Annotated in this window: 22 protein-coding genes; 14 read left to right on the top strand and 8 right to left on the bottom strand. The window is 65.0% G+C overall.

What is annotated here, in order from left to right; all coding sequences use genetic code 11:
- Positions 1-58 precede the first annotated feature (58 nt).
- From CIT39_RS23455 to CIT39_RS23440, 4 genes are read left to right on the top strand one after another with little or no spacing between them, the layout of a single operon-like run.
- The gene (locus tag CIT39_RS23455) at positions 59-835 is read left to right on the top strand and encodes a hypothetical protein (RefSeq protein WP_094972354.1); all 777 of its coding nucleotides are present in this window, start codon (positions 59-61) and stop codon (positions 833-835) included.
- A complete protein-coding gene (locus CIT39_RS23450) occupies positions 825-2474 on the top strand; it encodes a hypothetical protein (protein ID WP_162308636.1) in 1650 nt (549 codons plus the stop codon). Before CIT39_RS23455 ends, CIT39_RS23450 begins: the two co-directional genes overlap by 11 nt.
- Before the next feature lies 1 nt (position 2475).
- Positions 2476-3729, top strand: a complete 1254-nt coding sequence (locus CIT39_RS23445; RefSeq protein WP_094972352.1) for an ATP-grasp domain-containing protein — start codon at positions 2476-2478, stop codon at positions 3727-3729.
- Positions 3726-5225 carry a pyridoxal phosphate-dependent decarboxylase family protein gene (locus tag CIT39_RS23440; protein WP_094972351.1) on the top strand — a complete coding sequence of 500 codons (1500 nt, stop codon included), beginning with the start codon at positions 3726-3728 and terminating at the stop codon, positions 5223-5225. The genes CIT39_RS23445 and CIT39_RS23440 overlap by 4 nt, the downstream gene beginning before the upstream one ends.
- Positions 5226-5308: 83 nt before the next feature.
- On the opposite strand, the gene flbT is transcribed toward CIT39_RS23440, so the two are convergent.
- The gene (gene flbT / locus CIT39_RS23435; protein ID WP_094972350.1) at positions 5309-5749 is read right to left on the bottom strand and encodes a flagellar biosynthesis repressor FlbT; all 441 of its coding nucleotides are present in this window, start codon (positions 5747-5749) and stop codon (positions 5309-5311) included.
- A gap of 321 nt (positions 5750-6070) precedes the next feature.
- On the opposite strand from flbT, the gene CIT39_RS23430 reads away from it, so the two are divergent.
- From CIT39_RS23430 to flaF, 5 genes are all read left to right on the top strand, one after another.
- Complete coding sequence (locus tag CIT39_RS23430) at positions 6071-8350, top strand: DUF1522 domain-containing protein (RefSeq protein WP_094972349.1); 2280 nt, start codon at positions 6071-6073, stop codon at positions 8348-8350.
- Positions 8351-8708: 358 nt separating this feature from the next.
- The gene (locus CIT39_RS23425) at positions 8709-10988 is read left to right on the top strand and encodes a DUF1522 domain-containing protein (protein ID WP_094972348.1); all 2280 of its coding nucleotides are present in this window, start codon (positions 8709-8711) and stop codon (positions 10986-10988) included.
- Between the two features lie 341 nt (positions 10989-11329).
- Positions 11330-13609 carry a DUF1522 domain-containing protein gene (locus tag CIT39_RS23420; RefSeq protein WP_094972347.1) on the top strand — a complete coding sequence of 760 codons (2280 nt, stop codon included), beginning with the start codon at positions 11330-11332 and terminating at the stop codon, positions 13607-13609.
- 218 nt (positions 13610-13827) lie between these two features.
- Positions 13828-16116, top strand: coding sequence for a DUF1522 domain-containing protein (locus CIT39_RS23415; RefSeq protein ID WP_094972346.1), 2289 nt, complete (start codon positions 13828-13830; stop codon positions 16114-16116).
- A 288-nt stretch (positions 16117-16404) separates the two neighbouring features.
- Complete coding sequence (gene flaF, locus CIT39_RS23410; protein WP_094972345.1) at positions 16405-16773, top strand: flagellar biosynthesis regulator FlaF; 369 nt, start codon at positions 16405-16407, stop codon at positions 16771-16773.
- A 135-nt stretch (positions 16774-16908) separates the two neighbouring features.
- On the opposite strand, the gene CIT39_RS23405 is transcribed toward flaF, so the two are convergent.
- The 4 genes from CIT39_RS23405 to CIT39_RS23390 form a co-directional block, all read right to left on the bottom strand.
- The gene (locus CIT39_RS23405) at positions 16909-17268 is read right to left on the bottom strand and encodes a hypothetical protein (protein ID WP_094972344.1); all 360 of its coding nucleotides are present in this window, start codon (positions 17266-17268) and stop codon (positions 16909-16911) included.
- Positions 17269-17432: 164 nt separating this feature from the next.
- On the bottom strand, positions 17433-17927 hold the full coding sequence (locus CIT39_RS23400; protein ID WP_094972343.1) for a hypothetical protein: 495 nt from the start codon (positions 17925-17927) through the stop codon (positions 17433-17435).
- 11 nt (positions 17928-17938) lie between these two features.
- Positions 17939-18307 (bottom strand): flagellar assembly peptidoglycan hydrolase FlgJ, encoded by a 369-nt coding sequence (flgJ, locus tag CIT39_RS23395; RefSeq protein ID WP_162308635.1) that lies wholly within the window; start codon positions 18305-18307, stop codon positions 17939-17941.
- Positions 18307-19431, bottom strand: a complete 1125-nt coding sequence (locus CIT39_RS23390) for a flagellar basal body P-ring protein FlgI (RefSeq protein ID WP_094972341.1) — start codon at positions 19429-19431, stop codon at positions 18307-18309. The genes flgJ and CIT39_RS23390 overlap by 1 nt, the downstream gene beginning before the upstream one ends.
- Positions 19432-19715: 284 nt before the next feature.
- Between CIT39_RS23390 and CIT39_RS23385 the strand changes: the two genes are divergently transcribed.
- Complete coding sequence (locus CIT39_RS23385) at positions 19716-20129, top strand: flagellar assembly protein FliX (protein ID WP_094972340.1); 414 nt, start codon at positions 19716-19718, stop codon at positions 20127-20129.
- 145 nt (positions 20130-20274) lie between these two features.
- Here the strand turns inward: CIT39_RS23385 and CIT39_RS23380 are convergent, their stop codons facing one another.
- Positions 20275-20646 carry a winged helix-turn-helix transcriptional regulator gene (locus tag CIT39_RS23380; RefSeq protein WP_094972339.1) on the bottom strand — a complete coding sequence of 124 codons (372 nt, stop codon included), beginning with the start codon at positions 20644-20646 and terminating at the stop codon, positions 20275-20277.
- A gap of 149 nt (positions 20647-20795) precedes the next feature.
- Here CIT39_RS23380 and CIT39_RS23375 point away from each other — a divergent pair, with 149 nt between their 5' ends.
- Together CIT39_RS23375 and dksA are read left to right on the top strand one after the other, a co-directional pair.
- Positions 20796-21407, top strand: a complete 612-nt coding sequence (locus CIT39_RS23375) for an NAD(P)-dependent oxidoreductase (RefSeq protein WP_094972338.1) — start codon at positions 20796-20798, stop codon at positions 21405-21407.
- A gap of 216 nt (positions 21408-21623) precedes the next feature.
- Positions 21624-21989 carry an RNA polymerase-binding protein DksA gene (gene dksA, locus CIT39_RS23370; protein ID WP_008554760.1) on the top strand — a complete coding sequence of 122 codons (366 nt, stop codon included), beginning with the start codon at positions 21624-21626 and terminating at the stop codon, positions 21987-21989.
- Between the two features lie 282 nt (positions 21990-22271).
- Here the strand turns inward: dksA and CIT39_RS23365 are convergent, their stop codons facing one another.
- Positions 22272-22670 (bottom strand): winged helix-turn-helix transcriptional regulator, encoded by a 399-nt coding sequence (locus CIT39_RS23365; protein WP_181955110.1) that lies wholly within the window; start codon positions 22668-22670, stop codon positions 22272-22274.
- A 92-nt stretch (positions 22671-22762) separates the two neighbouring features.
- Between CIT39_RS23365 and CIT39_RS23360 the strand changes: the two genes are divergently transcribed.
- On the top strand, positions 22763-23791 hold the full coding sequence (locus tag CIT39_RS23360; protein WP_094972337.1) for an SDR family oxidoreductase: 1029 nt from the start codon (positions 22763-22765) through the stop codon (positions 23789-23791).
- 76 nt (positions 23792-23867) lie between these two features.
- Positions 23868-24647 carry a 2-keto-4-pentenoate hydratase gene (locus CIT39_RS23355; RefSeq protein WP_094972336.1) on the top strand — a complete coding sequence of 260 codons (780 nt, stop codon included), beginning with the start codon at positions 23868-23870 and terminating at the stop codon, positions 24645-24647.
- Positions 24648-24830: 183 nt separating this feature from the next.
- On the opposite strand, the gene flgH is transcribed toward CIT39_RS23355, so the two are convergent.
- Positions 24831-25592 carry a flagellar basal body L-ring protein FlgH gene (gene flgH, locus CIT39_RS23350; protein ID WP_094972335.1) on the bottom strand — a complete coding sequence of 254 codons (762 nt, stop codon included), beginning with the start codon at positions 25590-25592 and terminating at the stop codon, positions 24831-24833.
- Between the last annotated feature and the right edge of the window lie 7 nt (positions 25593-25599).

Below are 25599 nucleotides of genomic sequence, written 5' to 3'. Positions count from 1 at the left end.
CGCCGTTAACCATGCCTCTTTACCTCTTGGTGAGGATTGGAGCGGGGCGGAGCTGTCGATGTCGGACAAGATGCATTTGGTGGTGGCAACGCCGTGCTTCGGCGGGCAGGTGTCGAGCATCTATGCGAGCTCGATCTTCGCGCTGCAGCGGGCCGTGCACGGAATGTCCAACCTCGAGCTCAAGGTGCTGCTGCGCGACGGCGACGCGCTGATCACCCGCGCGCGGGCCAATTTGGTCGCGATGTTTCTGGACGATCCCAGGGCGACGCATTTCCTGTTCATCGACGCCGATATCGGCTTCAAGCCGGAGCAGGTGTTCCGGCTGATCGAATGCGGGGCGGACGTCGTCGCCGGCTGCTATCCGATCAAGCGGATCAACTGGGACAAGGCCGCGCGGGCGATCCAGTCCGGCCGCGCCGATGTGCCGGCCGCGTCGCTCGACTACGTGCTTGAGATCGAGGATCCCGACCGCATCGTCGTGGTCAACGGCTTCACCCGCGTGCGCTATGCCGGCACCGGCTTCCTGATGATCCGGCGCCAGGCGCTGGAGGCGATGTGCCGCCATCCGGACCATGCGGCCCTTCAGTTCTTCCGCGAGCATTCGCACGACACCCTTGCCGCGAGCCAGAACCGGTTCGCGCTGTTCGAATGCATGATCGACCCGGCAACCGGCACCTATCTTTCCGAGGACTTCGCCTTCTGCAAGCGCTGGACCGGTATCGGCGGCGAGATCTGGGCCGACATCCAGAGCTCGCTCGATCACGTCGGGCCGTCGGTGTTCCACGGCGACATCGCATCGCAATTCGCAGCCGCGCCTGCGGCCGATGCGGCGTGAGCCTTCCGGGATGAGCGCCGGCGCATCCCGTCTGTCTGGTCAGGAGCCCGTCCCCGACGGCGGCTCGCGTTATCGCCTGCGCGATCTCTTCACACCATTGGACACGCTGCTCGTCTCCGGCGGCGATCCGCGGCTGGCGCTCGACGCCAGGGATCGCGTCAACGGCTATGGCTGTGCGGCTTCGCCGGAGCCGGAGATGTGGAATTTCGCCTCCTCGACCGCATCGACGATCTCGCAAGCGGCTTACGACCGCGCCGCGCTGGCGCGCGAAGAGCTGATGCACAAATGCCTGTTCGACGAGGTCGAGATCGCCTTCGACGCGCGCTGCGAGGACATGCGGGACGAGCTGCGCGGTCATCTCCAGCTCTCTGCGCTCGTCGACATCGTGTTCTCGCCCTCCGGCACGGACTCCCAGCTCCACGCCTTATTCCTGGCGCGTGTGTTGCTCGGGGCGCCGCCGGTGACGATCGTGGTCGGCGCCGACCAGACCGGAAGCGGTACGATCCATACCGCCCGCGGGCACCATTTCAGCTCGATGACAGCGAGCGGCCTTGCGGTTCGCAAGGACGGTGCGGTCGCAGGGCTTGCCGGCGCCAGTGTTACGTTGCCGCTGCTCGGGACCGCGCCCGGGATTGCGATGCGCGCGGACATCGATGCCGCGGTGCTGGATGCGATCGAGGCCACGATCGCGCAAGGCGCGCCCGTGCTGCTCCAGATCATGGATGCATCGAAGCTAGGCTGGCGCGCACCGAGCGAGGCCTGTCTCGACGAGATCGCGCGGCGCTGGCCGCGCAAGGTCCAGATCGTCGTCGACGCCTGCCAGGCCCGGCTCGGCCGCCGCCGGCTGCGCTCCTATCTCGACCGCGGCTATATGGTGCTGATGTCAGGCTCGAAATTCTTCGGTGGACCTGCCTTCAGCGGTGCGGTGCTGGTGCCGAAGGGCCTTTCGCGGTCGCTCGACCGGGCCGAGGGGATTGCGCCTGGTATCTTCGATTATGCCGGCCGTTGCGATTGGCCGGTGGCCTGGACGGCGCTGCGTTCGCGCTTCGAACGCCGTCCGAACTTCGGTCAATGGCTGCGCTGGGAAGCGGCGCTGGCCGAGATCGGCCGCTACTACGCCGTACCCGGGGCTTTCCGTGCCGACGTGCTCGCCGGGCTTGCGGCCGGCATCGACAGCATGATCGCGCTGTCGCCATCGTTTCGCGTCGTCCGATCCGCGATCGGGACCGCCGGCGCGGATGATGAGGAATTTGCACAAGCCACCATCTTTCCGTTCATCCTGCTGCGCGACGGCAAGCCGGTCTCCATCGCCGAGACCGGGGCCGTGCATCGGGCGCTGGCGCGCGACATGAACGAGGCGATCGGCGGCAGCGCTGCGGACCGGCAGGTTGCCGTGCAGCGCTGCCTGGTCGGCCAGCCGGTCCGGCTGGAGCGGCAGGACGAGGCGCCGCAGGCCGTGCTGCGCCTCTGCGTCGGCGCACGGCTCGTGACCGAGGCATGGTCGCCCGACAGCGCGCAGGCGCAACGCAACGTGCAGGACATTCTCGATCGCATCGCCCATGTGCTGGTAAAGATCGAGCTGCTGCTCGACCGTGGCACGGTCGCGGCCGTGCCGGTAAACTCCGCTTTCGAGGTGTGAGATGCAGCATCCGGTTTCCGCGCAGCTTCGCATGACCGCGGCGAACTATGCCGATCGCATCGGCTTCGCGCAGTTGACGCGCCAGGCCTTCGAAGGTGGCGACCTGCATCCGTTGCGCGACCAGCTGGTGGCGCGGATCGCGGCGGGGACGGCGCTGGCGGGCGAAGGGCTGGATCTGTCGTTGATCACGCAGCTGCTCGGCGACAAGGATCAGGGGCTTGCGATCCAGTCGGAGGTGCTGGCCTTCCACCAATTGTTTCGCACGCCGAGCGCTGCTCCGAAGCCGGGCTTGCGCGTGCTCGCGCTTGCAGCCGACATCGACATGGGCGGCAACACGCCTATCGATTTCCTGCTCGAAGGCTCCGACATCGAGCTGTTGACGCTCTACGTGGTCAAGGGCGTCGGTCTGCCAAAGGATTTGCCCGAGCACGACGTCGCCATCGTGGTCGCATCCGATTCCGAGGAATGCCGCGAGGCGCTTGCTTCGATCGAGAGGGTCGCGCCGCGTTGGCCGCGGCCACTGCTCAATCGTCCCGATCGCATCGGCAACCTCGATCGCGACAAGCTGCACCGGCTGCTGGCCGGCGTGCCGGGTCTCGACATTCCCGCGACGATTCACGCAACGCGCGCGCAATTGTCCGATCTTTCACGAGGGCAGATCGCCTGCCGGGACATCGCGGGCGAATTGCGCTTTCCGATGATCGCGCGGCCGCGCGGCTCGCATGCCGGCGTCGGACTCGCGAAGCTCGACGATGCCGCGGCGATCGCAGCCTATCTTGCCGAGCGTGACGAGCAGGATTTCTTCGTCGCGCGCTTCGTCGACTATTCGAGCGCCGACGGGCTCTACCGCAAATATCGTCTCGCGATGGTCGACGGCAAACCCTACGCCTGCCACATGGCGATCGCCGACCGCTGGGACATCTGGTATCTCAACGCCTACATGGCCTTCAGCGAGGAGAAGCGTGCGGAAGAGGCGATCTTCATGCGCGACTTCGATCGCGCCTTCGCGGCGCGCCACGGAAACGCGCTCGACGAGATGAGCCGGCGCGTCGGCCTCGATTATTTCATCGTCGATTGCGCCGAGAACCAGAGCAACGAGCTGCTGGTTTTCGAAGCCGACAACACCGCCGTCGTGCACAACATGGATTCGCCGGACGTGTTTCCGTACAAGCCGCCGCAGATGCGCAAGATCTTCGCAGCGTTCTCGGCGATGCTGTCGCGGCATGCAGGAGCAGGCGAGGGGAGTGCAACATGAACGAGATCATCCGCAACGCGCAGAGCTCCGTTGTCCGCACCTCGCTCGATCCGCAGGAATGGAGCGAATTTCGCGCGCTCGCCCATCGCATGCTCGACGATGCGATCGACGGCATCGCCAACGTTCGGGCGCGCCCGGTCTGGCAGCCGATTCCCGATGCGACCCGCACGGCCTTCAAGGCGGACGTGCCGCACGAGGCGAGCGAGCTCGCCGAGGTCTATCGCGAGTTCGTCGAGCATGTCGCGCCCTATGCCACCGGCAACGTCCATCCGGGCTTCATGGGCTGGGTGCATGGTGGCGGCACCGCGGTCGGCATGATCGCGGAGATGCTCGCTGCCGGTCTCAACGCCAATCTCGGCGGACGCGACCACATGCCGATCGAGGTCGAGCGTCAGATCGTCGACTGGATGCGCCGCCTGTTCGCGTTTCCGGACAGCGCGAGCGGCATCTTCGTCACGGGCACGTCGATGGCCAATCTGATGGCGGTGCTGGTGGCGCGCAACGCTGCGCTCGGAACGCTGGCGCGGCAGCACGGCATCGGCAATGACGGCGCGGTGCTGACGGCCTATACGTCGCAGGCCGCGCATGGCTGCGTCTCCAGGGCGATGGACATTGCCGGGCTGGGCACCGACGCGCTGCGCAAGATCGGCGTCGATGCCGATCATCGCATCGACGTAGCCGCGCTGCGTGCGCAGATCACTGTCGATCGCGAGGTCGGTTTCAAGCCGTTCCTGGTCGTCGCGTCCGCCGGTACGGTGGACATTGGTGCGATCGACGACCTCGAGGCGATCGCGGAGCTGTGCCGCGAGGAGGGCATCTGGTTTCACGTCGACGGTGCTTTCGGCGCGCTCGCGATCTTCTCGCCTGAGCTCGCGCCGCTGCTCGGCGGCATCGAGCTCGCGGATTCCATTGCGCTCGACTTCCACAAATGGGGACAGGTGCCCTACGACGCCGGCTTCCTGCTTGTGCGCGACGGCGAGCAGCATCGGCACGCCTTTGCGCAGCCCGCGGCCTATCTGCGCCGCGAGGCGAGGGGGCTCGCGGCGGGCGCGGTCTGGCCCTGCGATCTCGGCCCCGATCTGTCGCGCGGCTTTCGTGCGCTGAAGACATGGTTCACGCTGAAGACATTCGGCATCGACCGGCTCGGTGCGACGATCACGCGAAGCTGCGCGCTGGCGAAATATCTGGAGGCCCGCGTCCTGGCCGAACCACGGCTGGAATTGCTGGCGCCGGTCAACCTCAACATCGTCTGCTTCCGCTACCGGGCCGATGATGCGGTCAATCGCGAGATCGTCGCCGACATCCAGGAGTCCGGAATGGCGGCGCCCTCGAGCACGACGCTGGGCGGCAGGTTTGCGATCCGCGCCGCGATCGTCAATCACCGCACCGAGGAGGCGGACGTCGAGGCGCTGGTCGGAGCCGTGCTGGAGTTCGGCGGCCGGCGGTGCGGCGACGGAATGATCGAGGTCGAGGCACCGCCGCTCGCAGCGCAATAGCCGGGTGCATGGCTGAGACGACAACGGCCCCGGAGGCGATCCGGGGCCGTTGTCGTTTCGCGGGGCGCGCGCGAATGCGCGCGTCAGGCGGCGGAGCTCACGTCGTCCTTGGCCGCTTCCGTCAGGGGATGGGTGGCCTCGAATTGGCTGCGCAGCTTCTCTTCATAGGCGATCAGCTTGCGGGCGTCCTTCAGCGCCCGGTAGAGGTCGCCGTTCAGGATGTTGTTGTTGATGCCCTCGATGATCGGCCAGGCGCTCGGCACCGCGGTGACGATATCGCGCACCAGGTTGAAATAGGTGCCGTGCTGGCTCTGCGGATCCGGCGAGATGTACATGAGCTGGACCGCCAGATAGACGAGCTTCGCAGGCGAATCCGCGGTCTCCGGCGTGAGGATGTCGCGCTCGCGCAGGATCGGCACGTTGTCGCCGTCGATCAGGAGGCGAGCGCGCTGGTCCGTATTGGTAATCACGCAGTTACCGACGATGATGCGTTCGTGCGGTCTGAGCTCGACCTTGAGAGCCATTGCCTGTTCTCCATCAACGCTTTCGTAACCGAGCGTTCGTTGCGGCCTTTGAAGTGGTGATTCTCGCTCGCAACTAGTTAACGAGCTGTAAATTCCTGATCTTCGTTCGGAAAAGCTCAATGCTTTCAAGGGGTCGTCGCTGCGGCGGCGCAGCGATATGCGCGCCGTCGGGGGCCGAATCACGCGCACGGCGGCGAAAGCGCGAGTTTCATTTCATGTTTCGTTAGAGGTCTCGGCGCCACGGTCCGCCGGTCGCTGGGTCACTCTCGATCCAAGCAGACGAGTAAAAGTAGCGTCGTTTACCAGAAAGGTAACAGAGTTATGTCAGGCATCGTCCTCTCCGCATCGGTTCGTCAGAACCTGCTCTCCCTCCAGTCCACCGCTGATCTTCTCGCCACCACGCAGAACCGTCTGTCGACCGGCAAGAGCGTCAACTCGGCCCTGGACAATCCCACCAACTTCTTCACCGCGCAGTCGCTCGACAACCGCGCCAGCGACATCAACAATCTGCTCGATGGTATCGCCAACGGCGTGCAGGTGCTGCAGGCCGCCAACACCGGCATCACCTCGCTGCAGAAGCTGATCGACAGCGCCAAGTCGATCGCCAACCAGGCGCTGCAGACCACGGTCGGCTACTCCACCAAGTCCAACGTCTCCGCGACCATCTCGGGTGCGACGGCGGCCGACCTGCGCGGCACGACCTCGTACGCCAGTGCGACTGCGAACAGCAACGTCGTTTATAGCGGCGCGGCCGGCGGCACCACTGCTGCGAGCGGCACCACGACCCTCGGCGCGACCATCGGCTCCTTCACGGGCACCGCGGGAACGGCCGGCGACGGCACCACGGCCCTGACCGGCACCATCACCCTGATCGCCACCAACGGCACGACGGCAACTGGCCTCGCCAGCAACGCCCAGCCCGCCGACGGCGACACGTTGACGGTGAACGGCAAGACCATCACCTTCCGCTCGGGCGCAGCTCCGGCGTCGACTGCGGTTCCGTCCGGTTCGGGCGTCAGCGGCAATCTCGTCACCGACGGCAGCGGCAACACCACGGTCTATCTCGGCACTGCCGGTACCCCGACTGCGACCGTCGCCGATCTCTTGACCGCGGTCGATCTGGCCAGCGGCGTGAAGACGGTATCCATCAGCGCGGGTGCTGCGACGATCGCGACGAGCGTCAACCAGACCGCTTCGAGCGTTGGTGGCGGCGCCATCACGCTGAAGAGCTCGACGGGTGCGGATCTGAGCGTCACCGGCAAGGCCGACCTGCTCAAGTCTCTCGGCCTGACCACGTCGGTGGGCGGCGGCAACGCCACCGTGAGCGTCAACCGGACCACGAGCTCTGCCTCGCTCGGTGCGACGATTGCGGACGGCTCGACGCTGAACGTCGACGGTCACGTCATCACCTTCAAGAACGCGCCGATCCCGGGTTCGACCGGTGCTCCCAGCGTTCCGAGCGGGTTCGGTGCGAGCGGCAACGTCCTCACCGACGGCGCCGGTAACTCGACGGTCTATCTGCAGGGTGGCACGGTCAACGACGTGCTGAAGGCGATCGACCTTGCCACCGGCGTGCAGACCGCGACGGTCAACGCCAACGGCACCGCGACGCTTGCGACCGCCACCGGCCAGACCAACTCGTCGATCAACGCCTCGGGCCAGCTCAAGCTCTCGACCGGCGTCAACGCCGATCTGTCGGTCACCGGCACCGGCAATGCGCTGAATGCGCTTGGCCTCGCCGGCAACACTGGGACCTCGACCGCCTTCACCGCGGCGCGCACCTCGGGCGTCGGCGGCATCAGCGGCAAGACCTTGACCTTCTCCTCCTTCAATGGCGGCACGGCGGTCAATGTCACCTTCGGTGACGGCACCAACGGCACGGTCAAGACGCTCGACCAGCTCAACTCGGCGCTTCAGGCCAACAACCTGTCCGCGACGATCGACGCCAACGGGCTGCTGACGGTCTCGACCACCAACGACTACGCGTCCTCGACGATCGGGTCGACCGCCGCGGGTGGTGCGATCGGCGGCACGCTGACCACGTCGCTGACGTTCTCGACGGCTTCCAGCCCCGTCCAGGATACGGTTGCCCAGACCTCGCGTGCCAATCTGGTGTCTCAGTACAACAACATCCTGAACCAGATCGACACGACCTCGCAGGACTCCTCGTTCAACGGCGTCAACCTGCTGAACGGCGACCAGCTCAAGCTGGTGTTCGACGAGACCGGCAAGTCGAACCTGAGCATCACCGGCGTGACCTACAACTCCAAGGGTCTCGGCCTTGCCTCGCTGACCAGCGGTGTCGACTTCATCGACAACTCCGCGACCAACAAGGTGCTGTCGAACCTGAACGCCGCGTCGAGCACGCTGCGCTCGGAAGCTTCGAGCCTCGGCTCGAACCTCTCGGTGGTGCAGGTTCGTCAGGATTTCAACAAGAGCCTGATCAACGTGCTGCAGACCGGTTCGTCCAACCTGACCTTGGCCGACACCAACACCGAAGCGGCGAACAGCCAGGCGCTGTCGACCCGCCAGTCCATCGCGGTCTCCGCGCTGTCGCTGGCCAACCAGTCGCAGCAGAGCGTGCTGCAGCTGCTCCGCTAATAAGCGGACCACATCGCAAGCAAGATCCGGCGGCGGGGCTTCGGCCCCGCCGCTTTCTTTTTGCGGCGGCATCAGAGTGCCGCTCGGCGAGTGGAGGCCAGGCCTCCAGATGCAGCCAATTGCTCACTCTGAGTTATGGTTGACAAGTCGCAAACGCCTCGCCGGTGCACCAAAAAGCATCATTCTATCATGACGATATAAGCGAGCACGACTCGACTACGAACGCGCGTATGGTGAATCCGAGCAAGGACTGGCGCGACACGCTTCATGCTTTGTTAGCCCACAACGTTCACCGTCCCGGCCATCGATTAATCCTAATCGAAGTTTGTTGCGTTGCGTACCAGAAGGGTAACACTCAATGTCCGGTATTGTTCTCTCCTCGTCGGTTCGTCAGAACCTGCTCTCCCTCCAGTCCACCGCCGATCTTCTCGCCACCACCCAAAGCCGTCTGTCGACCGGCAAGAGCGTCAACTCGGCCCTGGACAATCCCACCAACTTCTTCACCGCACAGTCGCTCGACAACCGCGCCAGCGACATCAACAACCTGCTCGACGGCATCGCCAACGGCGTGCAGGTGCTGCAGGCCGCCAACACCGGCATCACCTCGCTGCAGAAGCTGATCGACTCTGCGAAGTCGATCGCGAACCAGGCGCTGCAGACCACGGTCGGCTACTCCACCAAGTCCAACGTCTCGACCACGATCTCCGGTGCGACGGCGGCCGACCTGCGCGGCACGACGAGCTTCGCCAGCGCGACCGCGAGCAGCAACGTGCTGTATAGTGGCGCCGCCGGCGGCACCACTGCGGCGAACGGCACCACGACCCTCGGCGCCACCATCGGCACCTTCACGGGCACTGCGGGAACGGCCGGCGACGGCACCACGGCCCTGACCGGCACCATCACCCTGATCGCCACCAACGGCACGACCGCGACTGGCCTGGCCAGCAACGCCCAGCCGGCCGACGGCGACACGTTGACGGTGAACGGCAAGACCATCACCTTCCGCTCGGGTTCTGCTCCGGCGTCGACTGCGGTTGCGTCCGGTTCGGGCGTCAGCGGCAACCTCGTCACCGACGGCAGCGGTAACACCACGGTCTATCTCGGCACTGCCGGTACCCCGGCTGCGACCGTCAGCGATCTGTTGACCGCGGTCGATCTGGCCAGCGGCGTCAAGACGGCCTCCATCACCGCGGGTGCTGCGACGCTCGCCACCAGCGTCAACCAAACCGCTTCGAGCGTTGGTGCGGGCGCCGTCACGCTGAAGAGCTCGACGGGTGCGGATCTGAGCGTCACCGGCAAGGCCGACCTGCTCAAATCTCTCGGCCTGACCACGTCGGTGGGCGGCGGCAACGCCACCGTGAGCGTCAACCGGACCACGAGCTCGGGCTCGCTCGGTGCGACGATCGCGGATGGTTCGACGCTGAACGTCGACGGTCACGTCATCACCTTCAAGAACGCGCCGATCCCGGGTTCGACCGGTGCTCCCAGCGTTCCGAGCGGCTTCGGTGCGAACGGTAACGTTCTCACCGACGGCGCCGGCAACTCGACGGTCTATCTGCAGGGCGGCTCGATCAACGACGTGCTGAAGGCGATCGACCTTGCCACCGGCGTGCAGACCGCGACGGTCAATGCCAACGGCACCGCGACGCTTGCGACCGCCACCGGCCAGACCAACTCGTCGATCAACGCCTCCGGCCAGCTCAAGCTGTCGACCGGCGTCAATGCCGATCTGTCGGTCACCGGCACCGGCAACGCCCTGAATGCGCTCGGCCTTGCCGGCAACACCGGGACGGCGACCGCGTTCACCGCAGCCCGCACCTCGGGCGTCGGCGGCATCAGCGGCAAGACCTTGACCTTCTCGTCCTTCAACGGCGGCACGGCGGTCACCGCCACCTTCGGCGACGGCACCAACGGCACGGTCAAGACGCTCGATCAGCTCAACACCAAGCTTCAGGCCAACAACCTGACGGCGACGATCGACGCCAACGGCCTGCTGACGGTCTCGACCACCAACGACTACGCGTCCTCGACCATCGGTTCGAGCGCCGCGGGTGGTGCGATCGGCGGTACGCTGACCTCGTCCCTGACGTTCTCGACGGCTTCCAGCCCCGTCCAGGATACGGTTGCCCAGACCTCGCGTGCCAACCTGGTCAACCAGTACAACAACATCCTCCAGCAGATCGACTCGACGGCTCAGGACTCTTCGTTCAACGGTGTCAACCTCTTGAACGGCGACCAGCTCAAGCTGGTGTTCGACGAGACAGCCAAGTCGAGCCTGAGCATCACGGGCGTGACCTACAACTCCAAGGGTCTGGGCCTTGCTGCGCTGACCAGCGGTGTCGACTTCATCGACAACGCTGCCACCAACAAGGTGCTGACCAACCTGAATTCGGCCTCGAGCACGCTGCGCTCGGAAGCTTCGGCTCTCGGCTCGAACCTGACCATCGTGCAGGTCCGTCAGGACTTCAACAAGAACCTGATCAACGTGCTGCAGACCGGTTCGGCCAACCTGACCCTGGCCGACACCAACGTCGAGGCGGCCAACAGCCAGGCGCTGTCGACCCGCCAGTCGATCGCGGTCTCCGCGCTGTCGCTGGCCAACCAGTCGCAGCAGAGCGTGCTGCAGCTGCTCCGTTAAGTCACGGACCACATCGCAAGCAAGATCCGGCGGCGGGGCTTCGGTCCCGCCGCTTTCTTTTTGGCTGCGCGAGATTGCGCGACGGGCAGGGGGCGCTCGGAAAAAGTAACCATCAAAAGTAACCAGCGGTTATGGTTAATGGAGCGTAAGCGCCGGGAATTTCCAATGATTTCAGAGGCATTGTGAATCGTGCCGGCGCCTTCTGCTCCGTTATGGTGAACCGGCGCTTATGCGAGCCCCACGCGCTTCACCCTTTGTTAGCCATGTCGCGGCACGCTGGCCCCGTCACTCGATCCAGAAGCGATCGAACGAAGACGCGTAAGCCAGAAGGGTAAAGAGTCATGTCCGGTATTGTTCTCTCTGCGTCGGTTCGCCAGAACCTGCTCTCTCTCCAGTCCACCGCCGATCTTCTCGCCACCACACAGAACCGTTTGTCGACCGGCAGAAGCGTCAACTCGGCCCTGGACAATCCCACCAACTTCTTCACCGCCCAGTCGCTCGACAACCGCGCCAGCGACATCAACAACCTGCTCGACGGTATCGCCAACGGCGTGCAGGTGCTGCAGGCCGCCAACACGGGCCTGACCTCGCTGCAGAAGCTGATCGACAGCGCCAAGTCGATCGCCAACCAGGCGCTGCAGACCACGGTCGGTTACTCCACCAAGTCCAACGTCTCCACCACGATCGCAGGCGCAACCGCGGCCGATCTGCGCGGCACGACGAGCTTCGCCAGCGCGACCGCGAGCAGCAACGTGCTGTATAACGGCACGGCCGGCGGCACCACGGCGGCGAACGGCACCACGACCCTCGGCGCCACCATCGGCACCTTCACGGGCACCGCGGGAACGGCCGGCGACGGCACCACCGCTCTGACCGGCACCATCACCCTGATCGCCACCAACGGCACGACCGCGACTGGCCTGGCCAGCAACGCCCAGCCGGCCGACGGCGACACGCTGACCGTGAACGGCAAGACCATCACGTTCCGCAGCGGCACTGCGCCGGCGTCGACGGCGGTTGCGTCCGGTTCGGGCGTCAGCGGCAATCTCGTCACCGACGGCAACGGCAACACCACCGTCTATCTCGGCACCGCCGGTACCCCGGCTGCGACCGTCGCCGATCTCTTGACCGCGGTCGATCTGGCCAGCGGCGTGAAGACGGTATCCATCAGCGCGGGTGCTGCGACGATCGCGACGAGCGTCAACCAGACCGCTTCAAGCGTTGGTGCGGGCGCCGTCACGCTGAAGAGCTCGACGGGTGCGGATCTGGACCTCACCGGCAAGGCCGACCTGCTCAAGGCTCTCGGCTTGACGACGTCTACGGGTGCAGGCAATGCCGCCATCAACGTCGAACGGACCACGAGCGCGGGCTCGCTGGGTGCGACGATCACGGACGGTTCGACGCTGAACGTCGACGGTCACGTCATCACCTTCAAGAACGCGCCGACCCCGGGCACGACCGGTGCTCCGAGCGTTCCGAGCGGTTATGGTGCGAGCGGTGCGGTCGTCACCGACGGCAACGGCAACTCGACGGTCTATCTGCAGGGCGGCACGGTCAACGACGTGCTGAAGGCGATCGACCTTGCCACCGGCGTGCAGACCGCGACGGTCAACGCCAACGGCACCGCGACGCTTGCGACCGCGACCGGCCAGTCGAACTCGACGATCAATACGTCCGGTCAGCTCAAACTCTCGACCGGCGTCAATGCCGACCTGTCGATCACCGGCACCGGCAATGCGTTGAATGTGTTCGGCCTCGCCGGCAACACCGGCAACGCGACCGCGTTCACCGCGGCCCGCACTTCGGGCATCGGCGGCATCGCCGGCAAGACCTTGACCTTCTCCTCCTTCAACGGCGGCACGGCGGTCAACGTCACCTTCGGCGACGGCACCAATGGCACGGTCAAGACGCTCGATCAGCTCAACACCAAGCTTCAGGCCAATAACCTGGCAGCCACGATCGACGCCAACGGCCTGCTGACCATTACGGCCTCCAACGACTACGCGTCCTCGACTCTCGGCTCGACGACCGCCGGTGGTGCGATCGGCGGCACGCTCACTTCGGCGCTGACCTTCTCGACGGCTTCCAACCCCGTCCAGGATGGCGTTGCGCAGACGGCCCGTGCCAATCTGGTGGCTCAGTACAACAACATCCTGAACCAGATCGACACGACCTCGCAGGACTCCTCGTTCAACGGTGTCAACCTCTTGAACGGCGATCAGCTCAAGCTGGTGTTCGACGAGACCGGCAAGTCGAGCCTGAACATCACCGGCGTGACCTACAACTCCAAGGGTCTGGGCCTCGCTGCGCTGACCGTCGGTGTCGACTTCATTGACAACGCCGCCGCCAACAGGGTGCTCACCAACCTGAACGCCGCGTCGAGCACGCTGCGCTCGGAAGCCTCCAGCCTCGGCTCGAACCTCTCGGTGGTGCAGATCCGCCAGGACTTCAACAAGAACCTGATCAACGTGCTGCAGACCGGCTCGTCCAACCTGACGCTGGCCGACACCAATGTCGAGGCGGCCAACAGCCAGGCGCTGTCGACCCGCCAGTCGATCGCGGTCTCCGCGCTGTCGCTGGCCAACACCTCGCAGCAGAGCGTGCTCCAGCTGCTCCGTTAATAAGCGGCTGAAATCACTAAATAAAACCGGGCGGCGGGGCCATTTCCCTGCCGCTCTTTTTTGCGTCCCGAGCTGGGCGAAGGCGTTCACCGGCCATTAACCGTGTCTCTTAAACCGGCGTTAACCATACTTTAAAGGACACCCCCTAAAACTGGACAAAAGCCCGCTTTCGAGACCGCGCGGCCGATTCGTATCCGGTTCAAGAGGAAGACTCGCCAATGTCCAACATCGTTCTCTCGGCGTCCGTTCGCCAGAACCTGTTGTCGCTGCAGTCGACGGCCGACTTGCTGGCCACGACGCAGGAGCGGCTGTCGACCGGCAAGAAGGTCAATACCGCGCTCGACAATCCCACCAACTTCTTCACGGCGCAGGGGCTGGACAATAGGGCGAGCGACATCAGCAACCTGCTCGACGGCATCAATAACGGCGTCCAGGTGCTGCAGGCCGCCAACACCGGCATCACCTCGCTGCAAAAATTGATCGACAGCGCGAAGTCGATTGCCAACCAGGCGCTGCAGACCACGGTCGGCTACTCCACCAAATCCAACGTTTCGACCACGATTCCCGGCGCGACCCCGGCCGATTTGCGCGGCACGACCTCCTATGCGAGCGCGACCGCCAAGAGCAACGTGCTCTATACCGGTGCAGCCGGGGGCGTGACCCCGGTCACCGGGACTGCCGCGCTCGGCGCCTCGCTGGGTTCGACCGCCGGCACCTTTACCGGCACGGCAGCGCTCGCGGCCGACGGCACCACCGCGCTGTCCGGCACCGCCACGCTGGTCGGCACCACCGCGTCCACCACATTCGGTAGTGCACCCGCCGATGGCGACACCATCACGGTGAACGGCAAGACCATCACCTTCCGCACCGGCGTCGCGCCGAGCACGCAGCCGACCGGCTGGGGCCTCGACGCCAGCGGGCACATCGCTACAGACGGCAACGGCAATTCGATCGTCTATGAAGGAACGGCGGCTGCTCCCGGGGCAACCATCAATGATGTCCTCAGTGCGATCGACCTCGCCAGCGGCGTCAAGACCGCGACGATCAGTGCGGGGGCGGCGACCATCGCGGTCAGCGGTGCGGCCGGTCCCGTCGGCACGCTGCAGGTGGCATCCTCCATCACGGCGGGCGCGACTACGCTGAAGAGCTCGACCGGCGCCGATCTGAGCGTGACCGGAAAGGCCGATTTCCTCAAGGCGCTTGGTCTGACCGCCGCGACCGGCGCCGGCAATGCCAATGTCACCGCGGCCCGCTCGACGACCGCGGGTTCGCTCGGCTCTCTCGTTCAGGACGGCTCCACGCTGAACATCGATGGCCACACCATCACGTTCAAGAACGCGCAGACGCCGCAATCGGCGCTGAGCGTGACCTCCGGCGGCGTCAACGGCAATGTCGTCACCGACGGCAACGGCAACTCGACTGTCTATATCCAGAGCGCGACCCTGACCGACCTGCTCAACGCGGTCGACCTCGCCACCGGCGTCAAGACGGCGAGTATCTTCAACGGCGCGGCGACACTGTCGACCACCGCGGGCCAGATCCCGTCCTCGGTCAACAGCAGCGGCCAGCTTGCGCTCTCCACCGGCATCAATGCCGACCTGTCGATCACCGGCACCGGCAATGCCCTCAGCGCCTTCGGCCTCAGCGGCAACACGGGAACGGCGACCGCCTTCACCGCGGCACGCACCTCGGGCGTCGGCGGCGTCAGCGGCAAGACGCTGACTTTCTCGTCCTTCAACGGCGGTACGCCGGTGAGCGTCACCTTCGGCGACGGCACCAACGGCACCGTCAAGACGCTTGATCAGCTCAACGTGCAGCTGCAGGCGAACCATCTGACGGCGACGATCGATGCCAACGGCGTGCTGACGGTCACCACCGTCAACGAGTACGCGTCCTCGACCCTCGGTTCGACGGCCGCGGGCGGCGCGGTCGGCGGTACGCTCACCGGCGTGCTCGCCTTCACCACCGCGCAGCCTCCGATTCAGGATCCCGTCGCGCAGACCGCGCGATCGAGCCTGGTCAGCCAGTTCAACAACATCCTGGCGCAGATCGACACGACCTCGCAGGATTCGTCCTTCAACGGCATCAACCTGCTCAACGGCGACACGCTGAAGCTGGTCTTCAACGAGACCGGCAGCTCCACGCTCGGCATCAACGGCGTCGTGTTCAACGCGGCCGGCCTCGGCCTCAGCAATCTCGTTCCCGGCACGGACTTCATCGACAACGGCGCCACCAACAAGGTGCTGGCCAGCCTGAATGCCGCCTCGAGCAGGCTGCGCTCGGAAGGATCATCGCTCGGTTCGAACCTCTCGATCGTGCAGGTGCGTCAGGACTTCTCCAAGAACCTGATCAACGTGCTGCAGACCGGCTCGTCCAACCTGACGCTGGCCGATACCAACGAGGAAGCAGCCAACAGCCAGGCACTGTCGACCCGCCAGTCGATCGCGGTCTCCGCGCTGTCGCTCGCCAACCAGTCGCAGCAGAGCGTGCTGCAGCTGCTGCGCTAATTTCGCAGCGCAAGATCGCTAAGACGTCACGGCGGGGCTAATGCTCCGCCGTTGTTTTGAGGGAGATCGCTAAGGCAGGATTAGCTGAGATCGACATGCATCACGCGAAGCAAGTTTACAGCGTGCGTGTGTGCATCTAGCGTTGCGCTGAGAAGAGCTCCGTGCCCCGTAATTATCCGGAGTACCTTCCAAGCACACACGTAAGCAAATCTTAAGCGGTGCTGCCTAGGGTTGGGAAAGAAATCCTTAGCGCGTTCAACGGGCTAGGTAACCTCCAGGGTGTGATTGATGTCGAATTCCGCTGCCTCGGCTTATGCGCGTGTTGCAACGACCACCGCATCTCCTCGCGACATCGAGGCGCAGACCCTGCTCAAGGCCGCGAACAAGCTCCAGGATGCGGTGAACAACGCCGATCCGCTCAGCGAGCAGACCATGCAGGCCCTGATGTTCAACCGCAAGCTCTGGACCATCTTCCTGAGCGAGGCGATGCGCGAGAACAATCCGCAGCCGATCGACGTCCGGCAGAAGATCGCCAACATCAGCGTGTTCGTGCTGAGCCAGACCGCCGCGCTGCAGATGAGCCCGCAGTTCGATCACTTCCGTCCGCTGATCGAGATCAACCGCAACATCGCTGCGGGCCTGTCCGGGCGGCCGTGACGGCTGCTCGTGATGCTTGGCATCACCAGCAGCTTGGATCTCCGTCTTTCTGCAACACGAATTTCGCGCTGACCGGTGCCGGTCAGACGCAGCAGAACATCGCTACAGATCGCGCCACGCTGAAATAGCTGATCGTCAGGCGCTGACGTCGGTGCTGAGAGGACGCGAGGGTTCGGACTTCATATCCATTGCATGGAAATAGGCTCGCCGGCGCAGCATCGCCTCGTCGGGGAACTGGTTGACCACCGCGTCGGTCCTGTCGTTGACGACCTGAAAGACGAAGGATGCGGCCGCCTGATCGAACACGACCTGGCGCGAGACGTTCTCGTGGTTCGGCAGATCGTTGCGCACGGGCGCGCCCGTATCCGCCGCGGCGACCGTCTGGTTCACCGGAAGATCGGTTTGCACAGCCTCGTTCGCCGCCGCATTGGACGTCGTTACGATCTGCACGGGGGCCGGGATCCCCACCGGCCTGATGCTGAAATCTGTACTCATGGCAGCCTCCTGGTTGCCTAACGTGAGTCAAATCCCAACCCCTCTCGTAACGCAACCATGGAACGCCAGGACTGAAGACCCGGTAAGGAAACGTGCCTAACCGCGCGACGATTTCGCCGCGCGGTTTTTCATAAAATTGTCGCTTGTTCTCGTGCGCGCTCGACTCAGAGCGAGCGGCTGACCGCGAGCGGCGTGATGTGACGCGGACCGGGAGCTGCGCGGCGACCTGCGGCCGTGTAGGTGTTCGGCACGTTGCGCTTCTGGATCTCGGCGTTGACGCCGCGCACGACGCTTTCGGAGACCGCGTGCGCGGTCGCGAGTACGGTGAGATTGACCTGGAGCATCGCGCGAAACGCATCGTGGTGGCGGTGCAGCGTCGAGAGCAGCTCCGGTGCGGATTTCGCGAGCTGCGCCTGGTTCGCCTTCAACTGGCCGACGGCGCCGACATAGTTTCGCGACAGCTCCTGCTTCTTGCTCTCGAGCATCATCGCCTCCCGAACCTGGCCGGCGCGAACGAGCTCGGTCTCGCGCTCGATCAGTCCGAGCAGGGCGCTCATCGCGTCCATCAGGCCCTCGGCGAGCTTGCGCGCCTCGGCACTGCCGGGCGCGGTGTTCGGGCGCTGTTGCATCGGCTGACGTGAGGCGTTGAAATGGTTCATCTCGTTTGACCTTATGCCGTGCGGATCGTTTTCGCCTGCTGCGTGATGAGGGTGCGATAGACGTCGCGGGCAATGCCGACGCCGCCGGCATTGGCGAAGTTCTTGGAATATTGCTCGGTCAGCATCGAGCGCCACACGCCGGTGCCGGGCGTGTCGCCGAACGGGCCTTCGCCCTTCAGGCCCGAGGTCATCTGCGAGAACATGCTGTTGAGGAACATCGCCTCGAAGTCGGTGGCGGTCTTCTGCGCTTTGGCCTGCTGCTTCGGCGAAACCTTTTGCAGGGCGCTCGCGAGTTCGAAATCGGGCCGGCCGTTGCGGCTCTCGACCGAGAAGGCCGAGGAGGTGGCGGCACGCGGGGTGTTGATCGTGCCGGCCTGCATCACATCACCTCGATGTCGGCTTCGATCGCACCGGCGGCCTTGATCGCCTGAAGGATGCTGATCATGTCGCGCGGACCGATGCCGAGGCCGTTGAGGCCGTCGACGAGTTGCTGGAGCGAGACGCCGTCCTTGACGAGGGCCAGTTTCTTGCCGTCCTCGGTGACGGTGACGCTGCTGCGCGGCGCGACCACGGTGCGGCCGCGCGACAGCGGGTTGGGCTGGCTGACTTGCGGACTCTCGGAGATGGTGACGGTGAGGTTGCCCTGCGCCACCGCGACGGTGGCGACGCGGACGTCGCGGCCCATCACGATGATGCCGCTGCGTTCGTCGATGATGATCTTGGCGGCGAGATCAGGGTCGACCTGCAGCTGCTCGATCTCGGTGAGAAAGGCGACGACGTTGCCCTTGAACTCGGGCGGGACCGAGAGCTGCACCGTCGAGGGATCGATCGGCTCGGCGGTCTTGACGCCGAGATAATCGTTGATCGCAGCCGCGATCCGTTTGGCCGTGGTGAAGTCGGCGTTGCGCAGCGCCAGGCGCACGTTCGGCAGCCGGTTGAGCGCGAACTCGATCTCGCGCTCGATGATGGCACCGTTGGCGATGCGTCCCACGGTCGGCACGCCGCGCACGATCTTGGCCGCCTCGCCCTCGGCCTGGAAGCCGGAGATCGCGAGCGAGCCCTGCGCCACCGCGTAGACATTGCCGTCGGCGCCGAGCAGGGGAGTGACGAGCAGGGTGCCGCCCTGGAGGTTCTTGGCATCGCCGAGCGCGGAGACGGTGACGTCCATGCGCGTGCCCTGGGTGGCGAAGGCCGGCAGATTGCCGGTCACCATCACGGCTGCGACGTTGCCCGTGCGGATGGTGGCGCCGCGAATGTTGACGCCCATGCGCTCGAGCATCGCCTGCAGCGACTGCTTGGTGAAGGGGATGTTGTTGAGCGTGTCGCCGGTGCCGTTGAGGCCGACGACGAGGCCATAGCCGATGAGCTGGTTCTGCCGCACGCCTTCGATGTTGGCGAGGTCCTTGATGCGCGATGTCGCAGCTGCGGGCGCGAGCGAAAGCGTCAGCGCCGACAGCGTGGCACAGGCCACCCCGATAATCCTCACCCAACGAACGCCTGGCATCCTCTGCTCCCCAAGGATCCTCAAAAGGCTCCTCAAATCGTAAGGACCTGCACGACACTCCCATGACGAGCTGGTCCGGCGCTGTCCTTGCGAGTGCCGTGCCAAGCCGGCGCGGCAGGGATAGGTGGCTGAATAGGTTGACTAAATCTGTTTCGACCGGTGTCAGCCGGTGTTGTCCCTGAGGACCGAAACTGCCGCCTGTCGGCAGATTTTGCCGGGCCGTTTACGCCCCGTTAACCATAAGACGGCGAAGGTGACGGCATCGACCACCCGGATTCCCTCCGATGCGCATCTACGGACCGAACGGCACCACACTTGGATCGCCGGCCAGCCAGGCCCGGCGGACCGGCTCCGGCACCTTCGTGCTGCCCGACACCTCGTCGGCGCAGGAGACCCGGAGCGCCGCCGCACCGAAGGCAGCCACCAACATCGACGGGCTGCTGGCGCTGCAAGGCGTCGAGGAGGACCCGGTCGAGCGCCGCAAGCGTTCGGTCTCCCGCGGCAGGACGGCGCTCGACGTGCTCGACGATCTCAAGATGGGGCTGCTGTCCGGCAATCTCGACGCCTCGACCGTGATGCGGCTGCGCGATGCTGCGGCGAACCTGAAATCATCCTCAGGCGATCCGGGCCTGGACTCGCTGCTTTCCGAGATCGAGCTGCGCGTCGAGGTCGAGCTGGCCAAGGCCGGACAGGCGTAGTCAGGCATAGTCAGCTGTCGTCGTCCGGCTTGACCGGGCGACCCAGTATTCCAGAGACAGTCGTTTTTGAATCGAGGGGCCGCGGCGTAGCCGGGGCATGACAGCGGGATTGGGCGAGACCGCGCGTCGTTCCGCAACGCGCCCCTTACGCCGCTTCCTTCTTCTGCTGCGCGTCATAGCTGCGCTGGGCGGCGAGAACGTCTTTCAGATTCTGTTCGGCCCAATCGCGCAGCGGATCGACCGCACCGGCGAGCGTCAGCCCGAGCTGCGTGATCGAATACTCCACCGTGACGGGCACGGTCGCGATGGCGTGGCGCCTGAGCAGGCCGTCGCGTTCGAGCGATTTGAGAACCTGGCTCAGCATCTTCTGCGAAATGCCTTCGATCGTGCGGCGCAGCTGATTGAAGCGCATCGGCTCCTCGCGCAGCAGCAGCAGGATCAGCACCGCCCATTTGTCGCCGATGCGATCGAGGATCTGGCGCGTAGGGCAGTTCGCTGCATAGACGTCGGGTTTCATCGTCGGGCCTCGGAATCCGGTTTCATCGCTTGCGATACGCGTGGCGGTCACCCCTGCGTTATCAGGTAAGCACAAAGTGCTCTCTTAACACCAGCATTCTTTGCGATATCTAGTCACTGTTAGTTACTATCGAAGCAAAGGAGCCTTCCATGAAAATCGCAGTTGCCGGCGCATCGGGCCGGGCCGGGTCGGAGATCACCAAGGAACTGTCCCGCCGCGGCCATGCGGTCACCGCCATCGCCCGGAACCCCGAGAAGATCGCGGCCCTGCCGAACGCCACGCCGACCAAGGGGGACGTGCTCGACCAGGCAGGCCTTGCCAAGCTTTGGGCCGGGCAGGACGTCGCCGTGAGTTCCGTGCACTTCCTGGCCAGCGATGCGCGGAAGCTGATCGGCGCGGCGAAAGACGCCAAAGTTGGTCGTTACCTCGTCGTCGGCGGCGCCGGCAGCCTCGAGGTCGCACCGGGCGTGAAACTGGTCACGACTCCCAATTTTCCGGCCCAATACAAGGCGGAAGCGGAGGCGGGCTCGGCTTTCCTCGACCTGCTGCGGCAGGAAAAGGAGCTGAACTGGGCCTTCATTTCGCCGTCGGCCCTGTTCGTCGAGGGGGAGCGCACGGGCAAGTTCCGGCTCGGGACCGAGCAGCTTCTCGCAGATGCGAACGGCAAGAGCTGGATCACCTTCGCCGACTATGCCATTGCGCTCGCCGACGAAATCGAGCGGCCGGCCCATCAGCGGCAGCGTTTCACGGTCGGCTACTAGGTCTTCGGCCGTCCCCGGGCCCTCCAGGATAAACCTTCCTGTGCAAGGGCTTGGGGGCGCCGCTCGGGCCGTGAGGGAAATATTGTCTGTCACAGGTGGCCGCTATATAAGGCCCCGCTCAGCGGACCTCGTTCCGTTGTGCGAGTCGTTGCTTAGACAGATAGGCCGCCCTTGGAAAAGTTGAAAAACTACCGACCGACCGAAAAAGAGCCTTTCATGAACGACCGGCAGAAGGAGTACTTCCGTTTGAAGCTCCTCGCCTGGAAGGATGAGATCCTCAAAGAGTCCAAGCTCACCCTGCAAGCCCTGCAGGAGGAGAACGTGAACCATCCCGATCTCGCCGATCGGGCATCGTCCGAAACCGACCGTGCCATCGAACTCCGTGCCCGCGACCGCCAGCGCAAGCTGATCGCCAAGATCGACGCCGCGCTCCAGCGTATCGAGGACAACACCTACGGCTATTGCGAGGACACCGGCGAGCCGATCTCGTTGAAGCGGCTCGAGGCCCGGCCCATCGCGACGCTCTCGGTGGAGGCGCAGGAGCGCCACGAGAAGCGCGAGAAGGTCTATCGCGACGAATAGAGCCCGAGCCGCAGAGATGCGGCTCTTTGTTTTTGGACTTAAGGCGCCGCTTGGCGCCGTGATCAGCATTGTGCCCGACGTTTGCAGCCGCGCGCGTTTGCGCGCGAGCGGAAGCGCGAAAAGTGAATCACGATCAATGGGCTAGAGTCCATTCCTCCGAGCTCACGTGAGTTCGGATGAGAATCGACCTTAACTTCAGGTGCTGGCGGTTTTGCGAGTCGCATCAACGAGATCGGCTCGGATGCTGAGACACTGATCCAGCGGAATCAAGCATCGCTGCAATCAGGCTTCTTGCGGCGCCGCGAGGCGTGCATCCCCATAAAGCCTGGACCAGCTCAATATTTCCTTAAACGCCGGCAGCAAGCCGTAGGCCGCATCGGTCAGCTCGTACGCGATCTGCAACGGCCTCGAAGCGAGAACGGTGCGCGACACCAATCCGTCCCGCTGCAACTCGCGCAATTGCGTGGTCAGCATGTGCTGGGTGATGCCGCCGATCGATCGCCGCAAGGCGCCGAAGCGGACCGCACCGTTCATCAGTGCGAACAGGATCTCCAGCTTCCACTTGCCGCCGAGGGCGTGGATGGCCTGCTTGAAATCGGCGAGCACGGCAGGGTCGGGGCTGCAATCGCAGTCCTCCTCGCAGGCGGTGGTCAGGTTTTCCATACTGGTCTCGAAATCCATTCTACTTGTTGTCCCCTGAGATAGTGACCAGATGCGGCCCTGAGCAGGTGGCGGAACCAATTCGCCGGCCTGGGCAATGAGGGAATTTGGCAATGAGCACTGTCCTGGTGACCGGCGGGTCCGGCTTCGTCGGCATCCATGTCGTCCTGCAGCTTCTCGCCGCCGGCCATCAGGTGCGGACCACGGTGCGCCGGCCGGACCGGCAGGCCGACGTGCTGGCGATGCTGCGCGAGGGCGGGGCGGCATCGCCCGAAAGCCTGTCCTTCTTCACCGCCGACCTCACCGCCGACGAGGGCTGGCGCGAGGCGGTCGCGGGATGCGACTACGTGCTCCATGTCGCCTCGCCGCTCTCGACCAGCGTTCCCAGGGACGAGAACGAGATGATCATCCCCGCCCGTGACGGTACGCTGCGGGTGCTGCGCGCCGCGCGCGATGCCGGCGTCAGGCGTGTGGTCATCACCTCGTCGCTGGGGGCGATCGGCTACGGCCATCCGCCGCGCGAAAAGCCGTTCGACGAGTCCGATTGGACCAATCTCGGCGGCGCCGACGTGCAGCCCTACATCAAGTCCAAGACGCTGGCCGAGCGTGCGGCCTGGGATTTCATTGCGCAGGAGGGCGGCGGGCTCGAATTGTCGGCGGTCAATCCCGCCGGCATCTTCGGTCCGGTGCTCGGGCCGGACTTCTCCGGCTCGATCGAGATCGTCAAGTCGCTGCTCGACGGTGCCATGCCGGCCGTGCCGCGAGTCTATTTCGGCGTGGTCGACGTGCGCGACGTCGCCGATCTGCATCTGCGGGCGATGACGGCGCCCGAGGCGAAGGGCGAGCGTTTCATCGCGGTTTCCGGCGAGACGATGTCGATCCTCGACATCGCCAAGGCGCTGCGGCGGGAACTGGGGCCGCGGGCGGGCCGGGTTCCGCGGCTTCAGGCGCCGGACTGGTTGGTGCGGCTCGCTGCGAACCGGATCCCTTTGCTGCGCGCGGTCGTGCCGATGCTCGGCAAGGTGCGACATTCGACCAGCGCCAAGGCGAGGTCGGTGCTCGGCTGGCAGCCCCGTTCCAACAATGAAGCGATCCTCGCAACGGCCGAAAGCCTGATCCGGCTCGGTCTCGTGAAGGCGTGAGGGCCCCGTCCTTGTCACGCCCCGGCGGGGGTGCTGAAGTGCCGTCCTCGATTGGGTAGCGTAGGAGGCGGCGCCGATGGACAATATTCTCAAAGCCGCAAAGGCGATCGCGCTGGCGCGGCGCAACCATGCGCCGCTTGCCGCGCTTGAGGTTCCTCCCGCCGACGAGGACGAAGGCTACGAAGTCCAGCGCGCGCTGCACGATCTGCTGCTGCCGCATGCCGGGCCGCTGGTCGGTTACAAAATCGGTTGCACCAGTCCGGTGATGCAGGAATATATCGGCATTCCGCACCCCTGCGGCGGCGGCGTGTTCCAGAAGGGCGTGCACGACAGCGGCGTCAGGCTCGCGGCCGCCGACTATGTCCGCGTCGGCGTCGAATGCGAGATCGCGGTGCGCCTGAAGCGCGACCTTGCCGCCGGCGAGGCGCCGTTCACGGCCGAATGGGTTGGTGAAGCCGTCGAGGCCTATCATCCCGCTATCGAGATCGTCGACGACCGCTACGTGAAGTGGGAGACGATGGGCGCGCCGTCGCTGATCGCCGACGATTTCTTCGCCGCCGGTTGCGTGCTGGGTCCGTCCGTGCCGCGCTCGTCGGTGCCGGATTTGAAATCGGTCAAGGGCCGCGCCATCGTCAACGGCGAGGAGGTCAGCCACGGCACCGGCGCCGACGTCCTCGGTCATCCCCACAACGCGCTCGCCTGGCTCGCCAACCATCTCGCCGCCGACGGCAAGGGTCTTCACGCGGGACAGCTCGTGCTGACGGGCAGCCTGGTCAAGACGCTGTGGCTGAAGGCCGGTGACAAGGTGCGGATGGAGCTGGACGGGCTGGGGGCGGTGGAGGCGGAGTTTACGTGAGGTCTTCTCTATCGCAATGACGTGGATGGCGTGCCGCTCTCATGCGACCATCCGACGCGCAGCCGCTATACGAACCATCCCAAAAATACATGCGGCCTCCGGCAGGGGAGCTACCGGAGGCCGCGTCGTACATCGTCGCCCGCGCCTAGGTTCGCGAACACGATGTGGGAGCTCGGGAGAGACTTAGAAGGGCAGCAGCACGTCCATGACTTGCTGGCCGTAGCGCGGCTGCTGCACGTCCGTGATCTGGCCGCGGCCGCCGTAGGCGATGCGGGCTTGCGCGATCTTGCTGGAATCGATGGTGTTGTCGCTCTGGATGTCTTCGGGCCGGACGATGCCGGCGACCACGAGCTCGCGGATCTCGTAGTTGACGCGGATCTCCTGCTTGCCTTCGACCACGAGGTTGCCGTTCGGCAGCACCTGGGTGACGACCGCGGCGACGTTGGTCTGCAACGCTTCGGTGCGATTGACCGAGCCCTTGCCGTCGGAGGAGGATGTCGAGTCGGTGGTGAGAAGGCGACCGGGCAGGACCTTGAGCGGCTGCGTGACGGTCTGGCTGCCGATAAAGTCGGTAATTCCCGAATCTTCCTTGGCGGTGCGGCTGCGCTGGGTCTCGTTGGCGATGTTGGCCTTGTCCGTGATGTTCACGGTCACGGTCAGGAGGTCGCCGACCTGGCGGGCGCGCTGGTCCTTGAAGAAGGCGCGGCTGCCGTTGCGCCACAGCGAGTTCGGATTGTAGGAGGCGACCTCCGGCTTCGGCATCGGCATCTGTACCGGCTTGTAGCCCGGCTGCGTCGTCGGATTGTCAATCGCGGACAATTTCGGTTGCTCGCCGATCTGCGACAGGCGGTCGATCGAGGAACAGCCGCCCAGCGCGCAAGAGGCCAGCAGCAGGGCGGAGATCGCGATGCGACGAAGACGGTAAGCCGAACTGAAAGCGGACATGACGAAC

It is taken from the genome of Bradyrhizobium symbiodeficiens, assembly GCF_002266465.3.
Lineage (GTDB): Bacteria > Pseudomonadota > Alphaproteobacteria > Rhizobiales > Xanthobacteraceae > Bradyrhizobium > Bradyrhizobium symbiodeficiens.
The sequence above is the reverse complement of the archived record's forward strand: the minus strand, read 5'-3'. Positions and strand labels throughout refer to the sequence as shown.